Source organism: Bacillus methanolicus (assembly GCF_028888695.1).
In the GTDB taxonomy this organism is placed as follows: Bacteria; Bacillota; Bacilli; order Bacillales; family Cytobacillaceae; genus Bacillus_Z; species Bacillus_Z methanolicus_B.
The window spans coordinates 497,302-519,635 of the sequence record NZ_PNFF01000001.1 but is presented as its reverse complement, the minus strand read 5'-3'; the positions used below and the strand labels follow the sequence as shown (position 1 = coordinate 519,635).

The 22,334-nt window shown below is 39.2% G+C and carries 22 protein-coding genes and 1 tRNA gene; 3 read left to right on the top strand and 20 right to left on the bottom strand.

Annotated elements, in window-relative coordinates; genetic code table 11:
* The first annotated feature begins 29 nt into the window (after positions 1-29).
* A complete protein-coding gene (locus C0966_RS02660; RefSeq protein ID WP_274853635.1) occupies positions 30-443 on the top strand; it encodes a hypothetical protein in 414 nt (137 codons plus the stop codon).
* Between the two features lie 139 nt (positions 444-582).
* Here the strand turns inward: C0966_RS02660 and C0966_RS02655 are convergent, their stop codons facing one another.
* The 13 genes from C0966_RS02655 to C0966_RS02595 all read right to left on the bottom strand — a co-directional run bounded on the left by C0966_RS02655 (position 583) and on the right by C0966_RS02595 (position 16,040).
* On the bottom strand, positions 583-1,659 hold the full coding sequence (locus tag C0966_RS02655; RefSeq protein WP_274853634.1) for a glycosyltransferase family 4 protein: 1,077 nt from the start codon (positions 1,657-1,659) through the stop codon (positions 583-585).
* 62 nt (positions 1,660-1,721) lie between these two features.
* Positions 1,722-2,681 (bottom strand): NAD-dependent epimerase/dehydratase family protein, encoded by a 960-nt coding sequence (locus C0966_RS02650; protein ID WP_274853633.1) that lies wholly within the window; start codon positions 2,679-2,681, stop codon positions 1,722-1,724.
* The gene (locus C0966_RS02645; RefSeq protein WP_274853632.1) at positions 2,678-3,967 is read right to left on the bottom strand and encodes a UDP-glucose dehydrogenase family protein; all 1,290 of its coding nucleotides are present in this window, start codon (positions 3,965-3,967) and stop codon (positions 2,678-2,680) included. The genes C0966_RS02650 and C0966_RS02645 overlap by 4 nt, the downstream gene beginning before the upstream one ends.
* A gap of 334 nt (positions 3,968-4,301) precedes the next feature.
* Positions 4,302-4,547 (bottom strand): HPr family phosphocarrier protein, encoded by a 246-nt coding sequence (locus C0966_RS02640; RefSeq protein ID WP_274853630.1) that lies wholly within the window; start codon positions 4,545-4,547, stop codon positions 4,302-4,304.
* Positions 4,548-4,572: 25 nt separating this feature from the next.
* The gene (gene dhaM / locus C0966_RS02635) at positions 4,573-4,965 is read right to left on the bottom strand and encodes a dihydroxyacetone kinase phosphoryl donor subunit DhaM (protein WP_274853629.1); all 393 of its coding nucleotides are present in this window, start codon (positions 4,963-4,965) and stop codon (positions 4,573-4,575) included.
* On the bottom strand, positions 4,962-5,588 hold the full coding sequence (gene dhaL, locus C0966_RS02630; protein ID WP_274853628.1) for a dihydroxyacetone kinase subunit DhaL: 627 nt from the start codon (positions 5,586-5,588) through the stop codon (positions 4,962-4,964). Before dhaL ends, dhaM begins: the two co-directional genes overlap by 4 nt.
* 19 nt (positions 5,589-5,607) lie before the next feature.
* The gene (gene dhaK, locus C0966_RS02625; RefSeq protein WP_274853627.1) at positions 5,608-6,603 is read right to left on the bottom strand and encodes a dihydroxyacetone kinase subunit DhaK; all 996 of its coding nucleotides are present in this window, start codon (positions 6,601-6,603) and stop codon (positions 5,608-5,610) included.
* Positions 6,604-6,882: 279 nt separating this feature from the next.
* Positions 6,883-8,373 (bottom strand): glycerol kinase GlpK, encoded by a 1,491-nt coding sequence (gene glpK, locus C0966_RS02620; RefSeq protein ID WP_274853626.1) that lies wholly within the window; start codon positions 8,371-8,373, stop codon positions 6,883-6,885.
* A gap of 164 nt (positions 8,374-8,537) precedes the next feature.
* Positions 8,538-9,809: a DUF445 domain-containing protein gene (locus C0966_RS02615; RefSeq protein ID WP_274853625.1), complete on the bottom strand. Its 1,272-nt coding sequence runs from the start codon at positions 9,807-9,809 to the stop codon at positions 8,538-8,540.
* A 221-nt stretch (positions 9,810-10,030) separates the two neighbouring features.
* Positions 10,031-11,221, bottom strand: coding sequence for a methionine gamma-lyase (gene megL, locus C0966_RS02610; protein WP_274853623.1), 1,191 nt, complete (start codon positions 11,219-11,221; stop codon positions 10,031-10,033).
* 137 nt (positions 11,222-11,358) lie between these two features.
* Positions 11,359-12,138, bottom strand: coding sequence for a YhfC family intramembrane metalloprotease (locus C0966_RS02605; protein WP_274853622.1), 780 nt, complete (start codon positions 12,136-12,138; stop codon positions 11,359-11,361).
* Positions 12,139-12,474: 336 nt separating this feature from the next.
* Positions 12,475-14,193, bottom strand: a complete 1,719-nt coding sequence (cysI, locus tag C0966_RS02600; RefSeq protein ID WP_274853621.1) for an assimilatory sulfite reductase (NADPH) hemoprotein subunit — start codon at positions 14,191-14,193, stop codon at positions 12,475-12,477.
* Between the two features lie 26 nt (positions 14,194-14,219).
* Positions 14,220-16,040 carry an assimilatory sulfite reductase (NADPH) flavoprotein subunit gene (locus C0966_RS02595; protein ID WP_274853620.1) on the bottom strand — a complete coding sequence of 607 codons (1,821 nt, stop codon included), beginning with the start codon at positions 16,038-16,040 and terminating at the stop codon, positions 14,220-14,222.
* Positions 16,041-16,362: 322 nt separating this feature from the next.
* Here C0966_RS02595 and C0966_RS02590 point away from each other — a divergent pair, with 322 nt between their 5' ends.
* Positions 16,363-17,271 (top strand): LysR family transcriptional regulator, encoded by a 909-nt coding sequence (locus tag C0966_RS02590; protein ID WP_274853619.1) that lies wholly within the window; start codon positions 16,363-16,365, stop codon positions 17,269-17,271.
* A 366-nt stretch (positions 17,272-17,637) separates the two neighbouring features.
* On the opposite strand, the gene C0966_RS02585 is transcribed toward C0966_RS02590, so the two are convergent.
* The 7 genes from C0966_RS02585 to C0966_RS02560 all read right to left on the bottom strand — a co-directional run bounded on the left by C0966_RS02585 (position 17,638) and on the right by C0966_RS02560 (position 21,403).
* Positions 17,638-17,949, bottom strand: coding sequence for a hypothetical protein (locus tag C0966_RS02585; RefSeq protein ID WP_274853618.1), 312 nt, complete (start codon positions 17,947-17,949; stop codon positions 17,638-17,640).
* Positions 17,950-18,088: 139 nt separating this feature from the next.
* Positions 18,089-18,400 (bottom strand): GNAT family N-acetyltransferase, encoded by a 312-nt coding sequence (locus C0966_RS02580; protein WP_342456730.1) that lies wholly within the window; start codon positions 18,398-18,400, stop codon positions 18,089-18,091.
* Between the two features lie 12 nt (positions 18,401-18,412).
* Positions 18,413-18,625, bottom strand: coding sequence for a hypothetical protein (locus C0966_RS18525; RefSeq protein ID WP_342456710.1), 213 nt, complete (start codon positions 18,623-18,625; stop codon positions 18,413-18,415).
* 91 nt (positions 18,626-18,716) lie between these two features.
* Positions 18,717-18,929: a GNAT family N-acetyltransferase gene (locus tag C0966_RS02575; protein WP_274853617.1), complete on the bottom strand. Its 213-nt coding sequence runs from the start codon at positions 18,927-18,929 to the stop codon at positions 18,717-18,719.
* A gap of 336 nt (positions 18,930-19,265) precedes the next feature.
* Complete coding sequence (locus tag C0966_RS02570) at positions 19,266-20,249, bottom strand: ketoacyl-ACP synthase III (protein ID WP_274853616.1); 984 nt, start codon at positions 20,247-20,249, stop codon at positions 19,266-19,268.
* Between the two features lie 558 nt (positions 20,250-20,807).
* Positions 20,808-20,880: transfer RNA gene (locus tag C0966_RS02565), tRNA-Val, on the bottom strand.
* 160 nt (positions 20,881-21,040) lie between these two features.
* Positions 21,041-21,403: a hypothetical protein gene (locus C0966_RS02560; RefSeq protein WP_274853615.1), complete on the bottom strand. Its 363-nt coding sequence runs from the start codon at positions 21,401-21,403 to the stop codon at positions 21,041-21,043.
* Positions 21,404-21,590: 187 nt separating this feature from the next.
* Here C0966_RS02560 and C0966_RS02555 point away from each other — a divergent pair, with 187 nt between their 5' ends.
* Positions 21,591-22,319 carry an amino acid ABC transporter ATP-binding protein gene (locus tag C0966_RS02555; RefSeq protein WP_274853614.1) on the top strand — a complete coding sequence of 243 codons (729 nt, stop codon included), beginning with the start codon at positions 21,591-21,593 and terminating at the stop codon, positions 22,317-22,319.
* Positions 22,320-22,334: the final 15 nt, after the last annotated feature.

Sequence of the window (22,334 nt, the reverse complement as noted above, 5' to 3'; positions counted from 1 at the left end):
TACAAAATATTTTCAGGAGGAAAATTCTGATGGAATTTGTCAACTATGAAATAAAGGAAAATGCTGATCTTGAATATGACTATGAAGAGGGAGAATCATCTGATTCGTACAATGAGGAAGAGTCATCTGAATCAAGAAGTCAGGATGAAGAATCTGTGACCGCAGAAGAAGTCGAATCTGACGATGGTTATTATTCCGACGAGGAATCCGAAGAAAACGAGTCAGACGATAATTATGATGACGATGAGGAATCTGAAGAAAACGAGTCAGACGATGATTATAATGACGATGAGGAATCTGAAGAAAACGAGTCAGACGATGATTATGATGACGATGAGGAATCTGAAGAAGACGAGTCAGACGATGATTACGATGACGATGAGGAATCTGAAGAAGACGAGTCAGACGATGATTATGATGACGATGAGGAATCTGAAGATTAATCAAATGATGAAAGCGACACGGAAATATCAAGCGAAGATGATACCGAGAGATCAAGAAAAGAGTGCGAATAAAAGACAATGAATAACTTAATCGAAAAAAGGGCAGCCCGAACATATATCGGGCTGCCCTAATCCTTTTCTATTCTTCATTCAGCGCTCGATCATACACTTTTTGAAGGCGTTCATACACGTGCTGAAAGCAAAAATTCAGTTCAATCAACTTTCTGCCGGTTTGTGCCATTAATTTTGCATGATCCTGATTCGAAAAAATATATTCAACCGCTTGTGCAAAATGTTTTGGGTTGTTGTAATTATTTATCAAAAAGCCATTAAAGCCATGTATGACTACTTCCGCATTTCCTCCCCGGTCTGTTGTAATGACAGGGATGCCTGCTGCCATTGCTTCATAATGAACTCGGGCAAGCGGTTCGTTCCATTGCGAACTGCAAATAAAAACATCAGCCATTAAAAACATATCCGGTATGTCAGATGATGGAATATACTTTGTAAAAATAATTTGGTCCTTGAATGGCTGTGCAAGGTCATATAGCATGTTTACATAATCATTTATCCGATTATCGCTGAACCACTTCCCTCCCACAATGACAAGAACTGCATCATTATGTTTTCTAACAAGTTCTTCCATTGCCTGTATTAAGAGATGAGGTCCTTTTGTTTTGCTTAATCTTCCTACAAAAAGAATGACTTTTTTATCGAGGATTCCGTATTTTTCCCTTAATTCTTTCCTTTTTCTTTCACCGTCTTCTGTCCAAACCGGTTTAAAACTTTCCAAATCAACACCGGAATAAAGAACATTTATTTTTCTTTCTGCCCTGGGAAAGCGATTAACAACCGTTTTTTTTATATAGTCGCTGACTGCTGTAATTTGTGCTGCTTGCTCAATCGCTTCTTCCCCATCTATCCTTGATATTTTCTTTTCTGAGAACATATCATTATGAAGACTTAAAACGATCTTGCTGTTTGGAGATGACATTTTATACAAGTTTACATTTTTAGGGCGATTAAAGACATGTATGATATCGAAATGATGTTTTTTTAATTCTTCAGCAACCATCAATCGGTAATTTTTTCTCGGGAAGCGAATGTACTGAACATTATCCACTTTCTCGCGATCAAGAAGCTCCGGATCTGATATGGAAAACACTGTTAAAGAATGATTTTTTGCAAAATAAGGAACCACTCCGTCAATCATCATTTGAATGGCTCCTCCTTTTATTGCGGGTGATGGAAGCTTTTCCGTACAAATAAAGGCTATTTTCATTTTTTATCATCTCTGTAAAAATTTAATAAATAAAGGTATTCCTGTTTCAAGCCTTCCTTTAATCCCGTAACGGGGTCATAATCAAGAAGGTCCTTCGCTTTGGATATGGATGCCCATGTATGTTTCGGTTCTCCAGCCGGCTGATCCAAAAAAATGCGCTTAGCTTTTATACCCGAAACCTCCTCAAGAACATCAAGAACTTCCAATACAGAAGCCCGCTCTTTTCCTCCGATATTGATCGTTTGTCCGACTGCCCTGTCATTCATAAGGACCGAAGCAGTTGCTCTTCTGCAATCATTTATAAACGTAAAGTCTCTCGTTTGTTTTCCATCACCAAAAATGGATACAGGCTCATTACTTAGGAATTGGCGAATAAATCGGTGAAAAGCCATATCCGGCCGTTGGCGGGGACCATAGACTGTAAAATATCGGAGAATAACTAATGGAAGGCCAAAATATTTTTCATATACCCGGCATAAATGTTCACCACTCAGTTTTGTAATTCCGTATGGCGACAATGGTTCCGGTAATTGCTCTTCTGAAACACTGCCATTTTTTTCTCCATAAATAGATGAGGTAGAAGCATAGATGAATTTTTTGAGACTTTTGTTTTTACAAGCCTCCAACAACCGCTGGGTCGCTAAAATGTTATGATCAATATAATGTTTAAAGTCATTTCCCCAGCTTGAACGAACTCCGGGAATAGCAGCCAAGTGATAAACAACATCTGTCCGTGCAATCAAATCATCAAGAGGCATTGTCAATAAATTATTTCTAATAAATTCAAACTTTGGATGTTCCAAAAGCTGAATTAAATTGTCTTTTTTCATTACGTCGGGAGTTGGACCGATAAAAAAATCAACTCCAATTACTTTTTCCACATCTTTGCTGCGGAGCAATTCTTCACACAAATGTGAACCGATGAATCCAGCTGCTCCTGTTACAAGAATTTTCATCCTCGACCAACTCCAATGTATTGAAATCCAAGCGCCTTCATCTTTTCAGGCTCAAGACAATTTCTGCCGTCAACGATGATATTTCCTTTCATTTTTTCTTTTACATATTGCCAATCTAATTGAATGAAATCATCCCATTCCGTAGCAAGAATAAGACAATCTGCCTGTTCAATAGACTCTTCCAAGCTTTCTGCCTGAGTTGCTTTTTCCAGTATATGTTCCGGAATCCGCGCTTTCGGGTCATAAGCAAAAAGCCTGCAATCTTGATTCACCAATTTTTCGATTAATGCGACCGCTCTTGAATATCTAGTATCATCTGTATTCGGCTTGAAGGATATTCCAAGGACGCTTACTTTCTTATCCCGCAGATCGGGCAGCACAGCATGCAGTTTTTTCATGTACAAATCAATCTGTGTTTCATTAACCTTTTGAACGGCTTGTAAAATTTGTGCAGTAACATTTTTTGAAACCGCGGCATAATACAATGCTTGCAAATCTTTAGGAAAACAAGAACCACCGTATCCGAGACCGGCTTGGAGAAATTGTGAACCGATTCGAGGGTCCGCACCGATTCCCTTTGATATTTCCGTGATATCAACGCCATATGCATCACATATTCTTGAAATTTCATTGATAAAAGATATTTTTGTTGCGAGAAAGGCATTATTTGCATACTTTATCAGCTCTGCACCTGTAAGGCTCGTAACGATAAAAGGTGCTTCGAGTCCGTTATAAATTTCTCTCATAATTGGCAGCGAGCGTACATCATTCTTTTTCAAGCCGATAACCGTCTTGTCTGCATGAAACATATCAAAAACGGCCGAGCCTTCCCTGAGAAATTCCGGGTTTGAAACGATATCAAAATCCTCCCTTTTCACACCTTTCTTCATTAATAACTGTTCGATCAATTCGTTCGTCCCCGGAGGAACGGTACTTTTTGTGATGATTGTTTTATAAGATAAAATTGCTGTTGAAAAATCTTCTATTACGGAAAGCACATAAGTTAAATCAGGTTTCCCATCCTGGTCGGAAGGTGTTCCTACAGCAATAAAAATTGCATCAGATTTTACGATTCCTTTTTGGCTGTCTGTGCAGAATGTAATGCGGTTGGAATTATTTTTTATAAGCTCTGCTAGCCCCGGCTCGTAAATAGGGACTTGATTTTGCCGGAGCTGTTTTATCTTATCTTGATCTTTGTCTACACAAATGACATCATGTCCTAATTCCGCAAGTACAGCTGTTGTCGTCAGCCCCACATACCCTGCTCCAAGTACGCATATGTTCATGAAGTATCTCCTTCCTTTACGTTTCCGCTTATATATTGTATTAGCAGACAAGTTGGTGTTGTGACAGATTGAAAGCCCAAAAGCTTGCTGTTCATAAGGTGTGCACCTATTTTATATGGACAAAGTTACCTAATGAAACTGTCCGAATAAAATAGTAGAAACAATGCTTTTAAGGGGAGATATTCATGATAAGAAAAACGATCATACCTGCAGCCGGATATGGAACACGCAGTCTTCCGATCTCAAAGGTTATTCCAAAAGAAGATATCATAATGAGGCTCTGCCCTCTTCACGTTATTAAGTGAAAACGACGGGGTCCGTTCCCCGTCGCCTTTTATAGATAATTAGTAAGCCAATCCATCGTTTCTTCCTCATCAATTCCATCTACGACTACACGAATTGTTTGCCCTTGTTTAATCGAAGCTGTCATCATGCTTAAAACACTTTTCGGATTAATTTTCTTTTCTCCATCATAAAAAAAGACAGTACTTTTGAACTGGTTCAGTTTTTTAACAAGTTCTGCTGCCGGCCTTGCATGAAGACCATTTTCTATTGAAATCGTAATATGTCTTTCTATCATTTTGTTCACCTCATGAGTAGCCATATCAATGGACCTTTTGCAAATTCTTTGCTCCCTCCGCTGCAGCGGCAACTTCCTCCAGAGTACCGCCGATCCCGGCCTCGATCACTGCTGCATATGCTCCTTCCACAAGCGGAGCATCAGCTATTTTTATATTTGGGTAATCCTCGAGCATTTCAATCGCCATTTCCGCATTGATAAGTGCACTCCCCAGATCAAACAGGATGACAACTCCCTTTTCTGAATAAACGGATTCTATTGCTTGCTTAATTTTAAACACGTCTGTACCAATCTCATTTTCATCCGTACCGCCCGCAACCGCCAGAGGAACATTTTCTTGAATTTGTTTTAACAGCGACTCCAATCCATTTACTATTTCCGGGCTGTGAGAAATTAAAACAATGCCTACATAATTCATAATTCTGCTCCTTTGCAAACTTTTGCTAATTCTGTAAAAAAGAAATGAGAAGATGCCGCCCCGGGATCAATGTGTCCGACCGATCGCGGCCCCAGATAAGAAGCCCTTCCTTTTTTAGCCTCTAAATCCTTTGTCTCTTCCATTTTTTCACATGATAATTGTATTAAGTCGTCCCAATTCAGATCCTCGCCATGAGATTTTAAGAAATCCACGACAGGTATCCAGACATCGATCATTGTCTTTTCATGATAGCTGGCTTTACCTCTTATTTTTATTCCTTCCAATGCCTCCGTTAATGCCTCCGTTAATTCTGTTATAGTGATTTCTTTTTTATCTTTTAATGATGCTGCTGCTTTTAAAAAAGCAGTTCCATACAAAGGGCCTGATGCACCGCCTACTTTTGAAAGTAAAATCATCCCTGTATCCTTAAATAGAGAGCCTAAATCAATATAATCAGTATTTTCGATTTTCTGAATTACCTCGTTGAAGCCCCTGGCCATGTTGATTCCGTGGTCTCCATCCCCTACAGCCTGGTCTAATTCTGTCAAATACATTTTTTGCTGCTGGTAAACTTCATTCAATTGTTTTAGCCACAACTTAGCTTCATCCACACCAAAACTCATTTCAAATACTCCTTTCTGTTTATTTCTTAAAAGCTATTGTATCAGCACTTGCATCTAACAGCTCTGTCAGTTGGTCATCAAGGCGAAGAAGGGTGATCGAACATCCTGCCATTTCCAGAGATGTCATATATTCGCCAATAAAAGTCTCATGGACAGTAATATTTTTCTCCTTCAACATTTTTGATACTTTGTTATTTACAATATAAAGCTCCATTAATGGAGTTGCTCCAAGCCCGTTAATCATAACGGCTACTTTGTCGTTTTCATTTAATTGCAGCTGTTCGAGCACTTTGTTAAGAAGAATTTCTGCCACTTCATCAGCTGTTTTGATCTCACTTCTTTCAATTCCCGGTTCCCCATGGATGCCCATTCCAATTTCCATTTCGGATTCGCCGATTGTAAAGCCCGGTTTTCCAGCGGCTGGCACTGTACAAGGCGTTAACGCCATTCCCATGGAGCTCAAATTCTCAACTACCTTGTTTGCCACAGCTGTCACTTCTTCAAGAGAAGCACCCATTTCAGCTAAAGCACCAGATATTTTATGGACAAAAACCGTTCCGGCAATTCCCCTTCTGCCTACTGTATATGTAGAGTTTTCTACTGCTACGTCATCATTTACGATTACTTTTGATACTTGAATTCCTTCTGCTTCCGCTAATTCTGCAGCCATCTCAAAATTCATTACATCACCGGTGTAATTCTTGATAATAAGCAGAACACCCTTGCCGCCATCAACAGCTTTGATCGCTTCAAAAACTTGGTCAGGGGTCGGAGAAGTAAAGACTTCGCCGGCAACCGCTCCATCGAGCATACCTTTTCCGACGTATCCCCCGTGTGCAGGTTCATGGCCGCTCCCTCCACCACTTACAATTCCAACCTTTCCTTGAACAGGAGCATCAGCACGAACAATTACATTTGTGTTAGGAACTCGCTTAAGACGCTTTGGATATGCAGCCACAAAACCCTCTATCATTTCTTGCACAACATTTTCCGGTTGATTTATCAATTTTTTCATCTTGTTTCCTCCTTGCACTTTTTCATGAAAATAAATCTTGTGCCAAATTCAAAACCTTAAATGTGAAGGTATTCTCATTTGATAGATTCAAATTTATCATAATAATATAATATTATAACAAATTTAGAAATTTTTCGTTTTTTCTTTACATAAAAAAGCAGGTCAGACCTCTCCAATACAACATATAGACATTCTATATATTATCATTGTTGGAGGGAGTCAGACCCGTTTAAAAATTAGTGTCATCTTGAACCAAAAACGATATCAACGTTTAAATTTTTACTTATAGGACATCGCTGCTTTTATGGCTTTCTTCCATCCACTGTAGAGTTGGTCGCGGACTTCATCGGACATTTGCGGTTCAAATAAGCGGTCGATCGCCCACTGAGCCGCAATTTCTTCTTGGCTTTCCCAATACCCCACCGCTAAACCTGCTAAATATGCAGCTCCTAGAGCAGTTGTTTCATTTACTACAGGTCTTTCGACAGGAACATTTAATATATCACTCTGAAATTCCATTAAAAAATTGTTCATAACGGCGCCGCCATCAACACGGAGCGTTTTCAACTTAATTCCTGAATCAGCTTCCATTGCCGACAATACATCTTTTGTTTGGTAAGCAAGAGACTCCAATGTTGCTCGGATAAAATGTTCTTTACTAGTCCCGCGTGTGAGACCAAATACCGCACCTCTTACGTCGCTATCCCAGTAAGGTGTGCCTAAACCGACAAAAGCCGGTACGACATAAACTCCTTCGGTTGATTCAACTTTTACCGCATAATCTTCACTATCTCTCGCATTTTTTAACATTCTCAAACCATCACGGAGCCATTGAATAGCCGAACCTGCCACAAAAATGCTTCCTTCAAGTGCGTATTCCACCTTCCCATTTAAACCCCAGGCAATGGTCGTTAGCAGACCATGTTCTGAACGTACAGCTTTCTCTCCCGTATTCATAAGCATAAAGCAACCGGTTCCATACGTATTTTTCGCCATTCCTTCCTCAAAGCAAGTTTGGCCGAAAAGGGCCGCCTGCTGGTCGCCGGCCGCTCCGGCAATGGGAACTTCTTTACCGAAGAAGTGGTAATCGATTGTGCGCGAGTAAATTTCTGAAGAAGGTCTTACATCAGGGAGCATCGATTTTGGAATACTGAGAATATCCAACAATTCTTCGTCCCACTTCAATTCATGAATATTGTACATTAATGTGCGGGATGCATTACTGTAGTCGGTTACATGAGCACGGCCGCCGGAAAGCTTCCAAATCAGCCATGTATCAATCGTGCCGAATAATAATTTTCCCTGTTCTGCTTTCTCTCTGGCACCCTCTACATGATCAAGGATCCATTTAACTTTTGTTCCAGAGAAGTATGCATCAATTAGCAACCCGGTTTTTTTCCGAAAAAGATCATTGTACCCTTTTTCTTTCAACTCTTCACAAATTCCGTTTGTTTGCCTCGATTGCCAAACAATTGCATTATATACAGGGTTGCCTGTTTCTTTATCCCAAACAACTGTTGTTTCTCTCTGGTTGGTGATTCCTATTGCTGCAATTTGGTCAGGTTTTACACCTGATTCTGATAAAACACTTGCAATGACAGCTAAAATGGATCCCCAAATTTCATTTGCATTATGCTCAACCCATCCCGGTTTCGGGAAAAGTTGTGTGAATTCTTTTTGAGCAATGTGAACAATCTCTCCATTTCTATTAAAAAGAATTGCTCGAGAACTTGTTGTACCCTGATCTAAAGATAAAATATACTTTTCCATTAAATCCCTCCCCTACTATCACTTTTGATAAATATATTTCAGCCGATTGTTTTTATTTTTATTAAATAGATCAGTAAAACGTAAAATATTCGCATCTATTTGAATATGCGAATCTTGACCAAGATGAAACCAAATACTATGTCAAAGAAGCATATAAAAATGAATCAATAAATAAGCGCTTTGATTATACTTAAGAAAATCCCGATAATAAAACCGCAAACGGCTCCATTCACCCTAATCCACTGCAAGTCTTTCCCGATGTTATTTTCCATCATATGAATAAGCGTTTCATCATCAAGTTTATCAAGATTCTCCTGTACAAGCTTGCCTATTTTTGAATGATTTTCTTCAAGAAGATTTGAGAATTGCTTTTGTATCCAGTTTTCAATGTTCGTGATCTTTGCCTTGTCTTCCTTTAGATCGTTCAAAAAGCGTGTGAAAAATGGAAGAAGATAAGAATCCATAAACTCGCTGTCTTGAACAAAGGCCAATGCTTTCTGTTGAGTTTGCTGCAAGATTTCTTTTATTTTTTCCGCAGGATTCCAGTCAGCAATAAAATGACCCTTCCATTTTTCTATCTCTTCCCATAGCTTCTTATCGTCTTGTATGTTTTTCAGTTCCGTACGAATATGTAGAAGCAAAACCTTTCTGTTCGTATCATCTACCTTACTCAACCTGCTTACCACACTAAGGAGTAAGTTTTGTAAAATGCTGCCGAGTTTTTCTTCATTCAATAAATTCTGAAATGATTTAAGTGCAAACTGCAGAAAACCGTCTAACTCTAAATTGTCAAGTGCCCGAATTGCCATGTTGCCGAGTTGAATCTTCGTTTCACCTTTTTTTATCCATTCCTCTGCCTTACCAAGAAGAAAATCTAGCACCTTCTCATCATATCTGCGAATGAGCACTTGATTGATGACAGACTGTAAGACCGTACTCATTTCAATTGAATGAAAAGAAGACTTTATTTCTTTTTCAATAAATGGAGTAATTTTTTCAAGATTAATATGGCTGATCAATTGTTTCGCGAGTGACACAGTGCTCTTTTTAATTGAATCTGAATGTATCTCTCTCTCAAGGACTGACAAAATTTTCTCTGCAAAATTAATTTGTTTGATTTTATTTCTAATGCTTTCTTTTGAAAGCCAGTCTTTTTCAAGTGTGGAGACAAGCGCATTTGTCATTCGTTGCCGATTTTTTGGCAAAAGAGCCGTATGGGGGATGGGCAAACCCATCGGATGCCGGAATAAAGCGGTAACGGCAAACCAGTCAGCTAATCCACCCACAAGACCGGCTTCAAAGCCTCCTTGCATTAAGCCGCCTAGAAACGATCCTTGGAAAGGAATGGTTGCAACAAAACCTGTCCCCATAACAGCAAGCGAATAACTAGCTAAGCGCTTTGATTTCTTTGGTTGTTTTGACTTTTTAGACATCATGTTTCCCTCATCCTTTGTGATATAACTTTACTATAACCAAATGATAAGGAAATTCTCTACTGTTTTCTATTTTTAGTGATTAAAAATTAGGTCAAGTTAGGTTTCATCAAGAGGGTAAAAAAATTGAAGGTAAGCACGCACATATTAGTCTTGTTTCATATGTTTGCTTACCTTTTGTATTCTCAATTTGCTAACGGAGTCATTCAGTTCAGTACATACATTTAATCAGTCAATGAACCGAGCGCTTGCTGCAAATCTTTCCAAATATCGTCCCATGCCTCAAGGCCAACGGATAAGCGAATAAGTTGATCGCTAATACCCATGTTCTTTCTTACCTCTTCCGGTACAACTGCATGAGTCATCGTGGCAGGATGTTGAATAAGTGTTTCCGTATCACCTAGACTCACCGCGATTTTGATGAGTTGAAGACGGTTTAAAAATCGTTGAGCATCCCGTTTCGTACCTTTAATTTCAAAAGAAACGAGACCGCCGCCTAATTTCATTTGCTTTTGGCTGATTGCATAATCCGGATTTTCCGGATCGTACGGGTAATAGACTTTGGATACGAGAGGATGTTCTTTTAGAAGTTGTGCAATTGTTTCGGCGTTTTCACAATGACGATCCATTCTTACAGTCAATGTTTTAAGACCTCTTAACAATAACCAAGCATCAAACGGGGAAATGATTCCACCGATATCTTTTTGTGTTGTCATTGCCACTTCTTCCATAAATTCTTTACTTCCAACCGCAATGCCGGCAACGACATCACCGTGGCCGCCAATATATTTCGTCGCGCTATGAACGACGGCATCACATCCGTATAGAAGCGGTTTTTGCAAATATGGAGAACAAAACGTATTATCAACCACAACTTTAATCCCATGCTCTTTCGCGATCTTTGCGACCATTTCTAAATCAACGAGTTTCATCGTTGGATTAATCGGTGTTTCTACATAAATACAAACAGTTTCGGAACGAATAAGACGACGAATCTCTTCTTCTGTTTCCATCGAACAAAAATCGTGTGAAATGTTATATTTCTTTTTTAGAATTTGCAATAATCCGAACGTGCAGCCATATACTCCTTGTGAACAAATAATATGGTTATTCGCTTTCGTTAAGGCAAACAGTACAGCCGACACGGCCGCCATCCCTGAACCAAAAGCCAGTGCTGCTTCGCCGCCTTCTAAACACGCCATTTTCTCTTCAAACGCCCTTACAGTTGGATTGGCTAGCCTTGAATAAACATAGCCTTCTTCTCTTCCTGCAAAACGAGCTTCTCCCTGTTCCGCTGTATCAAATGTAAATGTTGATGTTTGATAAATTGGCAGGGACAAACTTCCAAGGTGTTCCTTTGAATCATAGCCATGATGAATGACTAACGTTTCAAATTGTTTATCTGAATGTTCCATCCTCATCCCCCTATGTTGAAAAATGCACCTATTTTTAATATATGCTAGGAAAAAATATAATGTAAGCGCTTTCCGAAAATCGTTCTAATTCGTGCATTTAGAACAAGCCCCCCCATTTCAAAAGTGGGGGGAGGTCTTTACACTTGAAATCTCTTTCTTATTCTCATCGTAAAAATGAGTGCGGTAATACCAAAAATGGCGATAACTAATTCGGCAAGCCAAATATTTGCCACAACTCCTATCTGATAAAGTGCCGGAATTACATCTAATAGCGCGTGTAAAAGAACAGCGTAAATGACAAAGATAAAACGATTTTCACGAATACCAAGTAAAACTAAGAGTGACATCGCAATATGAATAGCGATTGCGAAAACGCGTTCGAGGCCCGCTAATACATATTCCCAAAATCGTGTATTGATCAACTTTTCTTTTAATAACGCGGCTTGGTCAGCGGGCAAAGCGTTGGCGATCATTTGGTCAAACGCTCCGGAATTGATGAGAGTGGCCAATACTAATGCGTTGATGGCACCAAACATCCCTATTAAAATCGCTTCGATGCCACCGTGGCCTAATCCAAATGACAACCCATCCTTATATTCTCGATGCTTTTTCAACATCCATTTAAATCCGACATAACGGCCAAATTCTTCAAAAATTCCCGCCGCCAATGTAGCGTACAATACGAAAAGAAATACACTATCCGACCATTTAAGCGAAGTGCCGCTAGAATCTATCATGATAAAATGCAATGCTTTTTCAAGAATTTGAGAAAATAAAATAAAAATAAGAATTCCTACACCCAGCGGCTTCCACGAAAACAATTGTTTTTTGCGAAAATAAATCAATAAACCAATCGGAAATAACAGTGAAATAAGAAGTTGAATCACCATGCCCGACATTGTGAACGTGCTAATCATTCGCATGCAGCTCCTTAATAATTCTCTTCCTAAATATACTTCGCGTTTTACTATTTATTTTCCTTTTTTGTAAAGTGCCATTTTAAATGGCGCCAAACATTATTGGAAGAAGGGGGAGTTTTATTAATGAGAAATGTTAATATACTGATAACTGCTTTCGTTTCATGACATGATCATTTTAAATTTTTGAGGAGGATTTATGGAAATATTCCAAGCTTCACTAGGAAAATTTTAATATCTATAATAATATGAGATTTTTAGTTTTTCCTGCTATTTATGCAATTTGGCTCAGGATAAAAAAGAGACAGGAATGCGTTCCTGTCTCTTTTTTCTAGATCAATCATGAAAATTCGTGCCGTCTGTCGTAGCTTTGACTATACGTGCCCGGATGACAAAGTCACCGAAGTGCTCGCCTTCCTGCCGTTCCTTTGCGTAGCGGGAAAGAAGCACACGCAGTTCGCTCAAAATTTCTTCTTCCCCGATGTTTTCGCGGTACATTTTGCTTAGGCGGCTGCCGTCAAAGGCTGCGCCGAGATACATATTGTATTTGCCGGGCGCCTTGCCGATAAAACCAATTTCGCCGAGCGCATGGCGGGCACAGCCGTTGGGGCAGCCTGTCATGCGGATGGTAATTTCTTCGTCGCGCAGGCCGTTTTCATCAATAATGGCCTCAATCTTGTCAAGAAGGACCGGCAAATAGCGTTCTGCTTCTGCCATCGCAAGTCCGCACGTCGGAAGAGCGACGCAAGCAAGCGAACTGCGGCGGAGTGCTGTATAATGCTTGCCATCTGTCAAACCGTATTGTTCGATCAGTTCATTGATCTTTTTCTTATTCTGGCTGGATACATTGGCAATGATCAGGTTTTGATTGGGCGTCAGCCGGAAATCACCGGTATGGATTTTGGCGATTTCACGCAGGCCGGTCTTCAGTTTATAGTCATCAAAATCCGCAACGCGTCCGCCTTGGACAAACAGCGTAAAGTGCCATTTTCCTTGAACGCCTTCCACCCAGCCGTAGCGGTCGCCGTTATGGTCGAAATGATACGGTTTCGCTTCGACCAGCCTCCAGCCGAGGCGGTTTTCAAGTTCATTCTTGACTGTTTCCAGTCCGAGCCGGTCAACAGTGTACTTGAACCGGGCATTTTTGCGTTCGGAACGGTTCCCGTAGTCACGCTGAATCGTGATGACTTTTTCCGCCACCTCAAGAATTTGGCCTGGTGTACAAAAACCGATTACTTTGGCAAGCTGCGGATATGTCGTTTTGTCGCCGTGTGTCATTCCCATACCGCCGCCGATCGCCACGTTAAATCCGACAAGCTTGCCATCTTCAACAATCGCAATGAATCCAAGGTCCTGCGAAAAGACATCAATGTCATTTGAAGGCGGAACGGCGATACCGATCTTAAACTTCCGCGGCAAATAAAGCGGTCCGTACATCGGTTCGACTTCTTCCATTTCAGGCGTGCCGGCCACTTTTTCTTCATCAAGCCAAAGCTCATGATATGCTCTTGTGCGCGGCAATAAATAATCGCTTAATCGTTTCGACCATTCATAAACTTCAGAATGGATCTCGGATTGGTATGGATTCGGGTTGCACATGACATTCCGGTTCACGTCCCCGCACGCGGCAATCGTATCCAAAAGGGACGCATGGATTTCCTGGATCGTTTTTTTCATATTCCATTTTAAAATCCCATGCATTTGGAACGTCATCCGTGTTGTCAGTTTTAAGGTGCCGTTTGCGTTTTTTTGGGCAAGTTCGTCCATGACAAGCCATTGGGCAGGTGTTGCTACACCGCCAGGCAAACGGACGCGGAGCATGAACTGATAGGCAGGTTCAAGTTTTTGCTTTTGGCGCTCGTTGCGCAGATCCCGGTCATCCTGCAAGTAACTGCCGTGAAATTTCATCAGGCGATTGTCATCTTCGGGAATTCCGGCGCTGAGCCGGTCCAGCATTGATTCCCTCAGCGTGCCGCGCAAATAGTCGCTTTCTTCTTTTATGCGTTCTACATCGCTTGGCGGTCCTTCCGGGGCTTTTAAAATTTTGGTCACCATGTTGAAAAACTCCTTTCAATAGAAAATTAGTATACATCACGTTGGTAACGTTTTTGCTGTTGCATGCCAGCAAGATAGTCTTCCGCTTTTTCACGGCTCATGCCGCCTTCTTTTTCGATAATCTCAAGTAAAGTGTTATGGACGTCATGTGCCATTTTTTTCTCATCGCCGCAAATATAAACAACTGCTCCTTCTTGAAGCCACTCGAACAATTCTTTGCTGTGTTCAAGCATGCGGTGCTGCACATACACCTTTTCATCCGTGTCGCGCGAAAACGCGACATCCATTTTCGTCAACACGCCGTCTTTCAACCACTTTTGCCATTCTGTCTGATAAAGGAAATCCGTCACGAAATGCTGGTCCCCGAAAAACAGCCATGATTTTCCTTTCGCCCCGATTTCTTCACGTTCCTGCATAAAGGAGCGGAACGGGGCAATGCCTGTTCCCGGTCCAATCATGATGATCGGCGTATCCGGATTATTTGGCAGCTTAAAGTTTTGGTTATGCTGAATGTAAATCGGTAGCGTGTCCCCTGGCCGCAGACGCTCCGCACATAAAATCGAGCAGACACCTTTTCGTTCGCGGCCGTGTGTATGATACCGGACGGCGCCGATTGTTAAATGCACTTCATCCGGATTTGCGGATAAACTGCTCGCAATCGAATAAAGGCGGGGCGGCATTTTTCTGAGAATGGAGATAAACTCTTGCGCCGATACACTCCACGGACCAAAATCACGGACCAAATCAAGCAAATCGCGCCCTTCAAGATATGCTTTTAATTTTTCTTCATTACCCGGTGATAATAACTTGCGTAATTCTTCATTCGCTGAAAGCTTCGCCGCCTTTTCAAGAAGCGGTTTTGTTAAAACAGTAATTTCAAAGTGGGAGATGAGCGCTTCTTTGAGCGGTCGGACATCTCCTTGTTTATTGACTGCCACGATTTCTTCCGGATCCCATTTCATTTCCTCAAGAAGCATGCCCACAAGAGCCGGATCGTTTTCCGGATAAATTCCGAGGCTGTCACCCGGTTCGAATGTGAGACAAGACCCTTCAAGCGATAACTCGATATGGCGCGTTTCTTTATTTGAGCCACGGCCGTTCAAATTGATATTTTCAAGCACTTCTGCTTTAAACGGATTTGTTCTGGAATACACCGATCCACCTACTTGAGGAGCAGCTGTCGGAGAAGAAGCAACATTTCCTTCATTCGCTTCCCTTAAGCCGTCAAGAACTCCTTCAAGCCATTCGGCCGCCGGCTCATCATAGTCAAGGTCGCAGTCAAAGCGCGGATAAAGCCGTGTTCCGCCAAGCTCTTCCAGCCGAGAATCAAATTCTTTTCCCGTTTGGCAAAAAAACTCATACGAGCTGTCCCCAAGCGCCAACACAGAAAAGCGCAAATCGTCAAGCTTTGGCGCCCTCCTTCCATGAAGAAACTCATGGAACGACAGAGCGCTATCCGGAGGGTCGCCTTCTCCATGTGTGCTCACGATAATAAGCAGGTTTTGGACCTTCTTCAAATTGTTCGGCTTGAAATCGCTCATGGACAAGACGGTTACTTGAAATCCGCGGCCCTCAAGCGTCTTGCCTGCATTCTCCGCAAGCCCCTGGGCGTTGCCCGTCTGTGATCCGTAAAGGATGGTCACTTCTTTTGAGATTGTCTGCCCGGTGCTCCCCGCAGGAAGTTCTGCTGCCGGCACTTCTGGAGTTCTCGAAACGAAAACAGAATGGGACGCGGCAAGATAACCACTCAGCCAGACTTTTTGTGTTTCTGTCAAAGTCGACAGAAGGCGGTTTAGGAGCTCTGTCTGCTCCTTATTAAACGGACTGTTCATTACCTGAAGTTGCAACGATATCCACCTCACAAAGGAATAAAAACTTATTTAAGTCATCTTTTTTAGAATGACAGATTTCAAAAATTCTTCCGATTTACTTTTCAGTGAAAAATGATTCATTTTTGTTCAATCTCGATTATCCCTATAAATTAAGTAGGTTATAATGTTATAAACCATCCGAAAACGCCTAGGGATAGGCTCTTTTCAAGGGTATTTGTCGTAATAGTGTGATTTTTAGAAAAAGTTTTAAATTAACTTTACCTTAAAATACTCCATTAGTAAAATAAATATAAATGATTATTACTATTAAGATTACTAATAATAAGGCGGGATATCTTTGTACTATGAAGAGTTAAAAACATTTGTAACCCTCGCAGAAGTTAAAAATTTCACAAAAACAGCCGAAATCCTTCTCATGTCACAACCAAGTGTAAGTTTGCACATAAAAAATTTGGAAAAAGAATTCCAAACAAAATTATTTCTGCGTTCTCCAAAATTCTTACAGATCACCCCATCCGGAGAGATTTTATATGATCGCGCAAAGCAAATGATCACGATCTACGAACAGACTAGACAAGACATTCTCGAACATGATAACTCCATAAAAGGACTATTAAAAATAGGGGCTAGTTTTACAATCGGCGAGTATATCTTGCCTTCTTTACTTCTTGACCTTCAAAACGACTATCCAGAACTTGAACTGCAAGTTACAATTGGAAACACGGAAGAAATCGTTCAGTCTGTCCGGTTGTATCAAGTCGATATAGGTTTAATTGAAGGTCAAACAAATGAAAAGGAGCTTTCCGTACACGCTTTTATGCAAGATGAGTTATTTATTGTTTCTTCGAACAAACATGAACTTGCCTGTAAAGATGAAGTTACAATGGCTGATCTTCAGAATCAAGCATGGGTAACCAGAGAAGTCGGATCAGGTACACGTGAATATCTTAACCACGTCATTCGTTCAAATGGTTTGAAAGTGAAATCGCTTCTTACCATAAGCAGTAATCAGGGAATTAAAGAAACACTGATCAATGGTATGGGGCTATCTCTCCTATCCCGCAGTGTCATTGAAAGAGACGTACAGCATAGGAATCTTTCTATTATACAGTTAAAAGATCAGTCCTTTTACCGAACACTTTCCTACATTTATTCCCCCATTATGCAAGATAAAAAGAACGTGAAGACATTTATAAATGCATTAAACAAAAAATGGCCTAACAGTAAGAAAGAGATTCAATTTTGAGACTGATTTTTTTGTCCCTAAATTGTCTGCAGTGGCCCTGTTTATGATGTATTCCAGCTACTCTTCAGTGATTGATCTTGATACAGTAAAGGAAAGCGGGTGTAGGACAGGTTTTAGTTATTTTGATCATATTCAGCTGGTAGAGACTCTTTGTATACACGATGAGAAAAATATGCTTTTTTTCATATCTCATGCCTCTTAAAGAACATATATTCTTATTTCTATTTTACTATATTTAGCATTATTTGTTATTAGATTTTTTGTGAAAATAACAAAAAAAACGCCATTCATCCTCCACTTAATAAGAGTTTGAAGTGGGGGTCTTCTGGCGGCGGAAGATAAAAAAGCACCCTTAAAATAAGAGTGCTAAACAAAGTAGTCACCTAAATTTTCAATTTCGTCTGTTCGACCATAAAGAAAAGCTTCATATTCCTTACATTCTTTTAAACTAATTATTAATTGAGTAAAGTATTCCTCATTAAAAATTTCTTGTGATTTAATCAAATTAATAAAAGTTTCAGCAGTTGAAGAGAAAACCATAGTAAATTCTACGGCTTTATATTTTGTCTCAAGATACGATTGTGAATTTTTTATCCACTCTATTATTTTTTCATAATTACTTTTATCAAGATTATTTTTTAATTCTTCGCCTTCTTGAATTAATTTTTTGATTTCCATATTAGCACCGTCCCTTCTTTATCTAATTTCGACACAAAGAGAGGAAATTCCTCTTTAAACTTAAAATAAAAATAATTTCCAATTGTTAAGATAAACATATTTATTTTTAGTTCAATGATAATAGGATTAAAATAACATATTAATTTGTTGTTTCGGTTGGTATTGCAATGTTACTTCGATTTATTTGCATAAAGCGTTCAGGCGTATCCAATTGTTCGAAACCAAATATTGCATATAAGGAATGTGCATCAAGAGTCGCGAGCATAAATCTGCGAACTCCTTTAAGTTCAGGATGGCTTGTTATAACTTTTACTAGCCATTTTGAAAGTCCTAAACCTCTATATTTAGGGAGTACAAACACATCACAAAGGTAAGCAAAAGTTGCTAAATCAGAGATTACTCTAGCAAAACCCACTTGTTCATAATTTTCATTTAAACCTTCTTTATATATCCCGAAACAAAGCTAGGAATTCTCTATTGATTTTTCCACAGTCTCTCGTGCAATACCTTTTGCCCAATATGAATCATTGTGTAGAAAACAAAAAATTGTTTCTATGTCTAATAGTTCTTTATTTGTAGAAATAATAAATTCATTTTCTCTCCAAATTGTCATTAAATATTCCCCTTTTTTAGAATTATCTAACTTCAGAGAACAATAATTTTCACTTCTTGTCAACTAATGCTGCCTCCCTTTAGGTTCAATTAAAAAAAGAGCCCCAAATGATGGTTTTGAGCTAGTTAAAGTATCCGTAAATTGAAAAACCAAATTACAAAATCAATTCTATTTCTGAATTTTTTTCAATAAATCCCATTTTCTTATAAAGAGAATAACCGTCTGAAGAAGCATGTAGCCATATTCGTTCCACTCCTAATGATTTACAGTATGAAATACACTCTTCTAATAAAGAACGGGCTATTCCCTGCCCTCTAAAATCTGGCTTGGTGTACATATTCATTATGTATGCTTCTAATCCACTCATGTTTTCTCCATGAGGGGGTCTTTCAAAAAAGACTAAACCACTTAATTACTATTATTGGGTATAGATGTACATCCTGCCAATGGAAATTTTTGTTATTCGTTTTGGAGCACAAAAAAAGAATAGCTCCGTACGTGGAACTACTCCCGAATTCTACTGTCATTTCTTCCTTATCTGTCGTGGTAATATGTATTCGTCCACCAAATATAAGACAGGCTATTTTTCTAAAGAAGAGTTCCATTAAATTGTTCGGTCCTATATATGCTGCCGGTATAATTGGGACTTTTGAAAGCTGTGCAATTGTAATTGCCACTTGTTTTATAGCGACTCATTTTCACCTTAAAGAGTCCAATTGATAAGCAATCCTGCATGCGCTAAACCACCTCCGAAGCCATATAATAAAAGATTATTACCATTTCTTATTTTCCCTTCACGTACACCTTTATCTAATGACAATGGTATGGTTGCTGATGAAGTATTTCCATAATCGACCATGCTATATAATGTCCGCTCAATAGGAAACCCGCTTCTTTCACATATAGACTCAATCATTCTTAAATTTGCACTATGAGGAACAAACCAATCAACATCTTTTAAATCTATTGAAGTTTTTTTCATAAAAGATTGCATTCCTATTGGTACGGTTGTAACAGCCCACTTGTAGACCTCTCGACCGTTTTGAACAATATAACCACTAACTATTAATTCTTCACCGTTTATACATTTAGACAAATGTGTAGAATATAACTTATTTCCACCTTCTCCTTCCGAACCTAAATGTGAAGAAATAAAACTTGGTTGTTGTTCATCATATTCAACGAGAACTGCTCCTCCACCATCTCCAAATAGTACACAGGTTGTTCTGTCTGTATAGTCAGTAATTTTAGATAATGTATCAGCACCGATAACAAGAATTTTCTTGTTTAAACCAGATGTTATCAACCCATTGGCTACATACAATCCATAAGTAAATCCTGCACAAGCAGCGTTTAAATCAATAGCCCCTGTGTTCTTAATACCTAACTTTGCTTGGATTAAAGAAGCTACGCTCGGAGTTTTGAAGTCAGGAGTAAATGTACAGACGATAATCATATCCACATCATCGACTGATTTATCGTATCGTTCCATTAAATTCTTTACAGCTTTATAACTTATATCACTTGTAAACTCCTCTTCATGTGCTATTCTTCGTTCTTTTATTCCAGTACGTTTAACAATCCATTCATCATTTGTTTCGACTATTTCTTCTAAATCGTAATTTGTTAACCGCCGTTCCGGAACATACGAACCTATCGCAGTAATACGTGCTTTTGATTTATACATAGAAAAATCACCTCGCTTTATATCTTTACCTATTTTATCACCTATTCCTATGACTTGGTAATAATTTTTATAAAATTTCCTCGTTTATACTACATATTAATTTGTACGCACATTTTCACCGTATAAATAGAAAAAGCGAGGCATTATCCCCGCTTTCCAAAACAACTTTAAGTTAGATTATGACAAATTAAAGAGTTGAATTAAAATAAATTCTTTTTATATTCAGTGAAAGAACTGTTTTATAAAAAAGTTTGATCATTCTTAATTGACTTGTTTAACAAACGCTTCATTTTATTATTAGTACCTGTGATATTACGTCATTAAAGTAGACACAAAAATTTATAAATTTTAGCAGCTACCGCGCTATCGCTCTATATTTCATACCGTATTCAATTAGAATTTGCAGTTGATCCGGATCCTCTGAAATCGCTCCAGACCCCTTTAGTTTTTAAAGTAGCCTTTTCGGCTTCCTTATCAATAATTTCATTGCAGCACATAAGTTCGCATTTATACACAAAAAAATCCTGACATCAATTTGAATGTCAGGAATTCTTGTGATGATCTGTGACGGGCTCGAACCGCCGACCCCAACCCTGTCAAGGTTGTGCTCTCCCAGCTGAGCTAACAGATCATATTAAAATTGTCTATAGCTGGCTAAAACCCTTTCATATCTAATTCTCTTTCAGCCACGAATTTAATTATATCCATTATATGAAAAAAGTCAAGATTCTTTTAAAAAAATTAGTATTTTGTTTATTAGAGGGGAAAAATCGATCATTCCCCTCAATAATTTATGTATTTTTACTGATCCTCCCTCCAAACCTCCACATCACAAAAGCTGATCCCGCAATTACGTATAATACAACATGAATGATGTCTATTAAAGTATCGATTCCTATCAGTATATCCCCGTCCCCCATATACTTTAGTACCACTGCAACCGGCGGAAGCACTAGCAGGACCCATTCCAGCATGGGTTGAAATTCCACTAAAGATTCATGAGCCAAAGAAATAACAATCACTAAAACTGCAGACAGCCATGCATAACGGCTTGATGAAAACCGGGAAACAGAGAAAAAACTTCCCACTAAAATACCGAACATCGCCATAATCCAATGAGAGGAAAACGAAAAAAGATAATGAAAACCGGTCATTTTTCTCTTACCCCTTATGGATGAAAGCCTTTTCACTTGCAAAAAAACCAAAAAACTGTATTAATGGAATGGTTTGACGATTTCCTTCACACTCGTTTATAATTTTAATATATTAAAATTTTTCTGAATAAATTGATTTTAGTAATTATTCTAATTTTTATAAATAATTTATAAAAGGGGCAAAAAGATGATAGTCTTTGATAACGTAAATAAATATTACGGTGATTTTCATGTCTTAAAAAATATTAATCTTAAAATTAGCAAAGGCGAAGTTGTCGTCGTAATCGGCCCTTCCGGTTCGGGAAAAAGTACGTTGCTTCGATGCATTAACGGTCTTGAAACGATTTCAAGCGGATCTTTAACGGTAAATGGTATTCCCGTTAATGATAAAAAAACAGACATTAATAAATTAAGGCGCAATATTGGAATGGTTTTTCAGCATTTTCATTTATACCCTCACAAGACAGTGCTTGAAAACATTACTCTTGCGCCAATGAAGGTGCTTGGAAAATCTGATAAAGAAGCAAAAGAAACAGCAGAGTTTTATTTAAAAAAGGTAGGAATACCTGATAAAGCTAATTCCTATCCCTCCCAGCTTTCCGGAGGGCAGCAGCAAAGGGTTGCCATCGCAAGAGGTCTTGCGATGAAGCCGGAGATCATGCTTTTTGATGAACCAACCTCTGCTCTCGATCCTGAAATGATTGGAGAAGTGCTCGATGTTATGAAGACGCTGGCGAAAGAGGGAATGACAATGGTGGTTGTTACTCACGAAATGGGATTTGCAAAAGAAGTGGCTGACAGAATTGTCTTTATGGACCATGGACAGATTCTTGAAGAGGCAGCACCGGCTGAGTTTTTCGCCAACCCGAAAGAAGAAAGGGCGAAAATTTTTCTCAGCCGTATATTAAATCATTAATTTTAGGAGGAAAAA

Bases quoted from the DNA above. Each gene is read 5' to 3' on its own strand.
- C0966_RS02605 (WP_274853622.1), bottom strand. From the start codon at position 12,138: ATGATTAGCACGTTCACAATGTCGGGCATGGTGATTCAACTTCTTATT.
- C0966_RS02585 (WP_274853618.1), bottom strand. From the start codon at position 17,949: ATGGAAATCAAAAAATTAATTCAAGAAGGCGAAGAATTAAAAAATAAT.
- dhaM (WP_274853629.1), bottom strand. From the start codon at position 4,965: ATGAATTATGTAGGCATTGTTTTAATTTCTCACAGCCCGGAAATAGTA.
- dhaL (WP_274853628.1), bottom strand. From the start codon at position 5,588: ATGAGTTTTGGTGTGGATGAAGCTAAGTTGTGGCTAAAACAATTGAAT.
- C0966_RS02660 (WP_274853635.1), top strand. From the start codon at position 30: ATGGAATTTGTCAACTATGAAATAAAGGAAAATGCTGATCTTGAATAT.
- C0966_RS02650 (WP_274853633.1), bottom strand. From the start codon at position 2,681: ATGAAAATTCTTGTAACAGGAGCAGCTGGATTCATCGGTTCACATTTG.
- C0966_RS02615 (WP_274853625.1), bottom strand. From the start codon at position 9,809: ATGATGTCTAAAAAGTCAAAACAACCAAAGAAATCAAAGCGCTTAGCT.
- megL (WP_274853623.1), bottom strand. From the start codon at position 11,221: ATGGAACATTCAGATAAACAATTTGAAACGTTAGTCATTCATCATGGC.
- C0966_RS02555 (WP_274853614.1), top strand. From the start codon at position 21,591: ATGATAGTCTTTGATAACGTAAATAAATATTACGGTGATTTTCATGTC.
- C0966_RS02570 (WP_274853616.1), bottom strand. From the start codon at position 20,249: ATGTATAAATCAAAAGCACGTATTACTGCGATAGGTTCGTATGTTCCG.
- C0966_RS02640 (WP_274853630.1), bottom strand. From the start codon at position 4,547: ATGATAGAAAGACATATTACGATTTCAATAGAAAATGGTCTTCATGCA.
- C0966_RS02575 (WP_274853617.1), bottom strand. From the start codon at position 18,929: ATGAGTGGATTAGAAGCATACATAATGAATATGTACACCAAGCCAGAT.
- C0966_RS02645 (WP_274853632.1), bottom strand. From the start codon at position 3,967: ATGAACATATGCGTACTTGGAGCAGGGTATGTGGGGCTGACGACAACA.
- C0966_RS02655 (WP_274853634.1), bottom strand. From the start codon at position 1,659: ATGATGATTGACGGAGTGGTTCCTTATTTTGCAAAAAATCATTCTTTA.
- cysI (WP_274853621.1), bottom strand. From the start codon at position 14,193: ATGGTGACCAAAATTTTAAAAGCCCCGGAAGGACCGCCAAGCGATGTA.
- C0966_RS02560 (WP_274853615.1), bottom strand. From the start codon at position 21,403: ATGACCGGTTTTCATTATCTTTTTTCGTTTTCCTCTCATTGGATTATG.
- dhaK (WP_274853627.1), bottom strand. From the start codon at position 6,603: ATGAAAAAATTGATAAATCAACCGGAAAATGTTGTGCAAGAAATGATA.
- glpK (WP_274853626.1), bottom strand. From the start codon at position 8,373: ATGGAAAAGTATATTTTATCTTTAGATCAGGGTACAACAAGTTCTCGA.